Source organism: Sphingobacterium haloxyli, assembly GCF_002980525.1.
GTDB classification, from domain to species: Bacteria; Bacteroidota; Bacteroidia; order Sphingobacteriales; family Sphingobacteriaceae; genus Sphingobacterium; species Sphingobacterium haloxyli.
In genome coordinates, this window is sequence record NZ_PVBQ01000034.1 from 1 (window position 1) to 4,449 (window position 4,449).

Consider the following 4,449-nt stretch of genomic DNA (forward strand, 5'->3'; position numbering starts at 1 on the left):
GGGATTATGTTAGCGGCATCGAATACAAAAAGGTAGGCAGTGCAGCGAGTGCGATTGAGATGATCCATACGGAAGAAGGTTACCTGCAGCGTAACGCGAATACCAATACCTATACCTACCACTATAATCTGACAGATCATTTGGGCAACGTACGGGCTACCCTGCAGCAAACGACGGGGGACGTAATCCAGAAGCACGACTATTACCCGTTCGGCAAGGCCAAAGCTCTTGTAACTTCGGGTATCAATAAGTACCTTTATAACGGCAAGGAACAGCAGGATGAGTTGGGGGGGCAGTACGATTACGGGGCTAGGTTCTATGATGCGGAGATAGGACGGTGGAATGTGGTGGATCCGTTGGCGGAGCAGGATAGAAGATGGACACCTTACCGATATGGATATAATAATCCAATTAGATTTATCGACCCTGACGGTATGAGAGAGGATGATTATACGGTAGACGAAAAGGGCAAGATTGTGCTGGCTCGTAAGACAGACGATGATTTTGATCGATTAATAAAGGTAAATGATAATGGAAAAGAGACTAATACCTCGATTACTTTAGAGAAAGGGATTTTAAAAGAAAGTCCAGCTTCTGTTTTGGCTGAAACTTCATCAGAAATGTTTGATGACTTTACAGTGATGCAGACACCAAATAATAGAGAAGGTGTAAAATTATTTGAATTTTTGAGTAACAACACATCCGTAGAATGGGGTAAAATTTCCATGAGTGGAGGAAGTATTATTTCTACATCACATGATCAATTTTCTGAAAGATCTAGTGGGAATATTCTGCTTAGTTTGTTATCAAGAGGAACATTTATGAATTCGCGAAACTTTCTTATGACCAAAGGAATTATACAAGACCATATTCATAGTCATCCAAATTCAACTAGACTCGGTGCAAGTGGGAATTATGGCAACGGGGGGAGCCAGAGAGGAGATAGATATTTTGCTGAGCGAGTTGAAGAAATTAGCCCAAATTTACCACTGAAGATTTATCATGTAAAAACTGGAGGAGTTTATTTCCGTTATAATTCACGTCAAAACCTAATACGATGAATTTTAAAATTATTATTATATGTTTTTTAGCATGTATGGTAGCAAGTTGTTTATCAAACGGAGATAGTAACAAGGCTACCGAAAAGAAACTAGAACTAAAACTTGATTTACCGGAGTTATCATATGGAGATAGCTTAGCGTTAAATCAGGTGTTGAGTGAATTGGATAAAAATTATAACTTTAGAAATTTACTAAATAAATCTGGAATCAATATTTTGTATGTTAGAAATTTACATGATAGTGTTTTCTTTGATTTTTCGATTTTCTATAAAGAATATTTGGGTATTTTTTTAGAAGAAACGACAAAAATAAAAAAAAAGGGATTTATTAGGAATAAGGGATATCTGTTATTCGTGTTTGATGAAATTGGTTTGTTCGACGAAAAAAAGATTAAGGAAACTGTTGACTTTGGCATTCAAGAATCAGAATACCCAATATTATATGAGCCCTTATTGTACAGGTATTATTTGGAGAAAAAGGAGGGAAGACTTAAGTTTGTTGAAGAATCTTGGTTTTAGAAGTTAATAGTTAATTGATAGTTCTTGTTATCTTTAAGATTACGGGGCTAGGTTCTACGACGCGGAGATAGGACGGTGGAACGTTGTTGATCCGTTGGCGGAGCAGGGAAGACGGTGGTCACCTTATAACTACGCTTTTGATAATCCCATAAGATTTGTTGATCCTGATGGGCAGCATCCTATTCCATATATCATTAGACTATTAGCTACCCAATCAGGTAGAAGAGCTCTTGTAACAGGAATAGCGGTGGTTACAGGTTCTGCTGTAGTGCAGATAAATAAGGACAAATTTCCTGAGATGCAGCTTCCGGTTAGAAGAGACGGAACAAGAAATGATATCCAGTTAAATCCTTTTTTGCTACAGTCTAACGATGAAGGTGATAATCAAGGGAAGACAGGAAGTTCCGCGGAAGCAGCTGATAAACCAACGGAAGCATATAATAGAAGAAAGCATTATGGAAATACTCCTAAAAAATCAGATCGTAAGGATATGGAAGCGCAACCTGATGAAGTTGTTGACCACGATCCAGAATTGGTAAAGAGATATTACGAAGGCGACCCAAAAACAGGAGAAAAGCCGGGATATCAAATGACACCGGAAGAGAGGAAGGCTAGTGCTAACGATAGAAGTCGTATGAAGCTACAACCCAAAACAGAGTCAAATAAACAAGGAGCAGAAGCTTCGCGTTATTCGAGGGAACAAAAAAAGAAACATGATTTATGATGGAACACGATATCAATAACAAACGTCAAATAATATCCCATTATATTTCAGTTTGGGGAAGAGAATATAGGTGTCTAACGTGGGATGATGGACCATTTCAAGAGTTAGGAGAAGATTTTTCGATTTTGGAATTTCCACCTCAAAAATCGAGAACGATGTGGACCTATGCAACATGTGGCATGTCTAATGCTACAAATAAAAACCCAGTTGAACTTCACCTTTTTTCGGCTGATAGAGATGAGTTTATGGTCGAATTGCTAACTGTGGTAGCACATTTTCATAAATTCGGTGAAAAACTTGATTTGTGGCATACCGTAAATTTTGGGAGGCCTTGGAAACTAAATTCGTTCTGTTCATATGGACTCATTTCCTTACCTTATCTTGATGGTCCTAATTTAGAATTACTTAAAATTGATGATAAGAAAACAATTTATTTTTATTGGTTAATTCCGGTTACGAAAGATGAAGTAGCTTTTAAAAAAGAGTTTGGTGTAGAAAATCTTGAAGAGCTCTTTGAAAATGAACGTTTTGATTACATAAATCCGTATAGAAAAAGTGTTGTATAATACAATAATCTTAATTTGAAATTGTACAATTATTTTTCAGATCCAAATGAAGCTGTTTTGACGACTTCATTCGTGCTGGATAAAGACGATCAAATAACAAGAGTATATCATCATTTAGATGATGGGATGTGGGAATTTAGTGGTGCCACGGAGGCGGCAGAATCGGACTATAGAGTTGTTTCTATGGAAGAAATGATTAATCTGGACAACACACTACTTTCTTTATCGGATATGGATCCGGGGTATTTCGCTTATAGCACCACAGAATCTCCTTGATCCTACCGAGCGTCACCGAATCCAGTTCGGTATAGGTCTTATCGGAAAGGTAGTTCAGCGATAATGGAGTTGGCACCTTTGCTGTAACAGACGATCCTTCCAACCGTAAAATACCGCTTGCACAATCCGCTGAAAACATTATTTTTGAATTGGAAAAGTTCTTTGAGGAAACCGCTTTTGGGATGCCACGGAATCGGCGGAACAGCGGAAAAGTTGCAGAAGACAATATGATTACGGCGCTAGGTTCTATGACGCGGAGATAGGACGGTGGAACGTGGTGGATAATCTCTCAGAATTATACTTTAGTACTTCAAGTTATGTATATGCATTGAATAATCCCACAAATGCTATAGATCCTGATGGCAACGTTGTTATTTTCATAAATGGGAATCACTTTGGAGAAGGTGCCACGGGATATTATGGGAATTACAACCAAAATAAAGGAAACTATAATTTCTACGGATCAAGAGATTACTGGACTAATGGGACATCTAATTTTGACTATGCAGTCCAAAATCAGTTAAACGATCACTCAAAACCTATTTATAGAGACGGTGCTTTGGGAGGATGGTTTGGGATGGCAACAGACCAGGTAGGATTGTTAAAGTATGATGCGAATACAGCCTCTGGACGAAGTAACGCAGGTTATGATCAGGGTCTCAAAGATGCAGGTAGAATAATATCTAACTTAGCCAGGAATTCATCTGGTGAAATTGTGGAAACAATAAAAATTGTAACTCATAGTATGGGCGGGGCTTATGGAAAAGGTTATGTAAAAGCTTTACAGAAATATATCAGCGGATTATCAAAAGAAGAACAAAAGCAGATTAAAATTAGTTTAGTAGCAGATTTTGATCCCTATCAGGCAAGTAATTTAATGGCTGATCCTAGTATAAAAACTATGCAATTTATTCATAAAAATAGATGGAACATATTAGGGATGGGATGGCTGGCAAATGGTATCCGTCCTATGAGCCACGTCTATGAATAATCTGATGTTGTTTCTAGCTTTGCTGGATGAGCAAAGAAGAAAAAAGAGTTCAGATGTTAGCAATGATAGCAGACTGGCAGCAGAGCGGCCTGAGCAAGAAACGCTACTGCGAGGAAAATGGCATCAATGAGGCTACATTTTATTATTGGTTTTCGCGCAGCAAAGAAAACGATACTGCCAGCGGAAGCTTTATAGCGATGGATAAGACCGGCAGAAAAGGCGATGTTGAGGTTATCTACCCCAATGGGGTGCGGATCAAGGTCGATACCGATCTTGGTTTGCTTTCCCAGTTGATCCGTCTTTACTGATATGT

The 4,449-nt window shown here is 38.4% G+C and carries 6 protein-coding genes and 1 pseudogene; all 7 read left to right on the forward strand.

Annotation, left to right across the window (positions count from 1 at the left end):
• Window positions 1-1,061, forward strand: a 1,061-nt coding sequence (locus C5745_RS20365) for an RHS repeat-associated core domain-containing protein (RefSeq protein WP_317046855.1), incomplete at its 5' end; no start/stop codon positions are given.
• Window positions 1,058-1,579, forward strand: a complete 522-nt coding sequence (locus tag C5745_RS19750; RefSeq protein ID WP_105718739.1) for a hypothetical protein — start codon at window positions 1,058-1,060, stop codon at window positions 1,577-1,579. The genes C5745_RS20365 and C5745_RS19750, both read left to right, overlap by 4 nt.
• Window positions 1,580-1,616: 37 nt before the next feature.
• A pseudogene (locus C5745_RS20845) lies at window positions 1,617-1,760 on the forward strand (RHS repeat-associated core domain-containing protein); the annotation flags it as partial.
• Window positions 1,761-2,299: 539 nt separating this feature from the next.
• Window positions 2,300-2,869, forward strand: coding sequence for a suppressor of fused domain protein (locus C5745_RS19760; protein WP_105718740.1), 570 nt, complete (start codon window positions 2,300-2,302; stop codon window positions 2,867-2,869).
• 15 nt (window positions 2,870-2,884) lie between these two features.
• Window positions 2,885-3,145, forward strand: coding sequence for a hypothetical protein (locus C5745_RS19765; protein WP_105718741.1), 261 nt, complete (start codon window positions 2,885-2,887; stop codon window positions 3,143-3,145).
• Window positions 3,146-3,419: 274 nt separating this feature from the next.
• The gene (locus C5745_RS19770; protein WP_243403409.1) at window positions 3,420-4,136 is read left to right on the forward strand and encodes a hypothetical protein; all 717 of its coding nucleotides are present in this window, start codon (window positions 3,420-3,422) and stop codon (window positions 4,134-4,136) included.
• A gap of 26 nt (window positions 4,137-4,162) precedes the next feature.
• On the forward strand, window positions 4,163-4,444 hold the full coding sequence (tnpA, locus tag C5745_RS19775) for an IS66 family insertion sequence element accessory protein TnpA (protein WP_117584417.1): 282 nt from the start codon (window positions 4,163-4,165) through the stop codon (window positions 4,442-4,444).
• Window positions 4,445-4,449 lie beyond the last annotated feature (5 nt).

Excerpts from the sequence above, each read along its gene's own strand:
- C5745_RS19750 (WP_105718739.1), top strand. The coding sequence starts at position 1,058 with ATGAATTTTAAAATTATTATTATATGTTTTTTAGCATGTATGGTAGCA.
- C5745_RS19760 (WP_105718740.1), top strand. The coding sequence starts at position 2,300 with ATGATGGAACACGATATCAATAACAAACGTCAAATAATATCCCATTAT.
- tnpA (WP_117584417.1), top strand. The coding sequence starts at position 4,163 with ATGAGCAAAGAAGAAAAAAGAGTTCAGATGTTAGCAATGATAGCAGAC.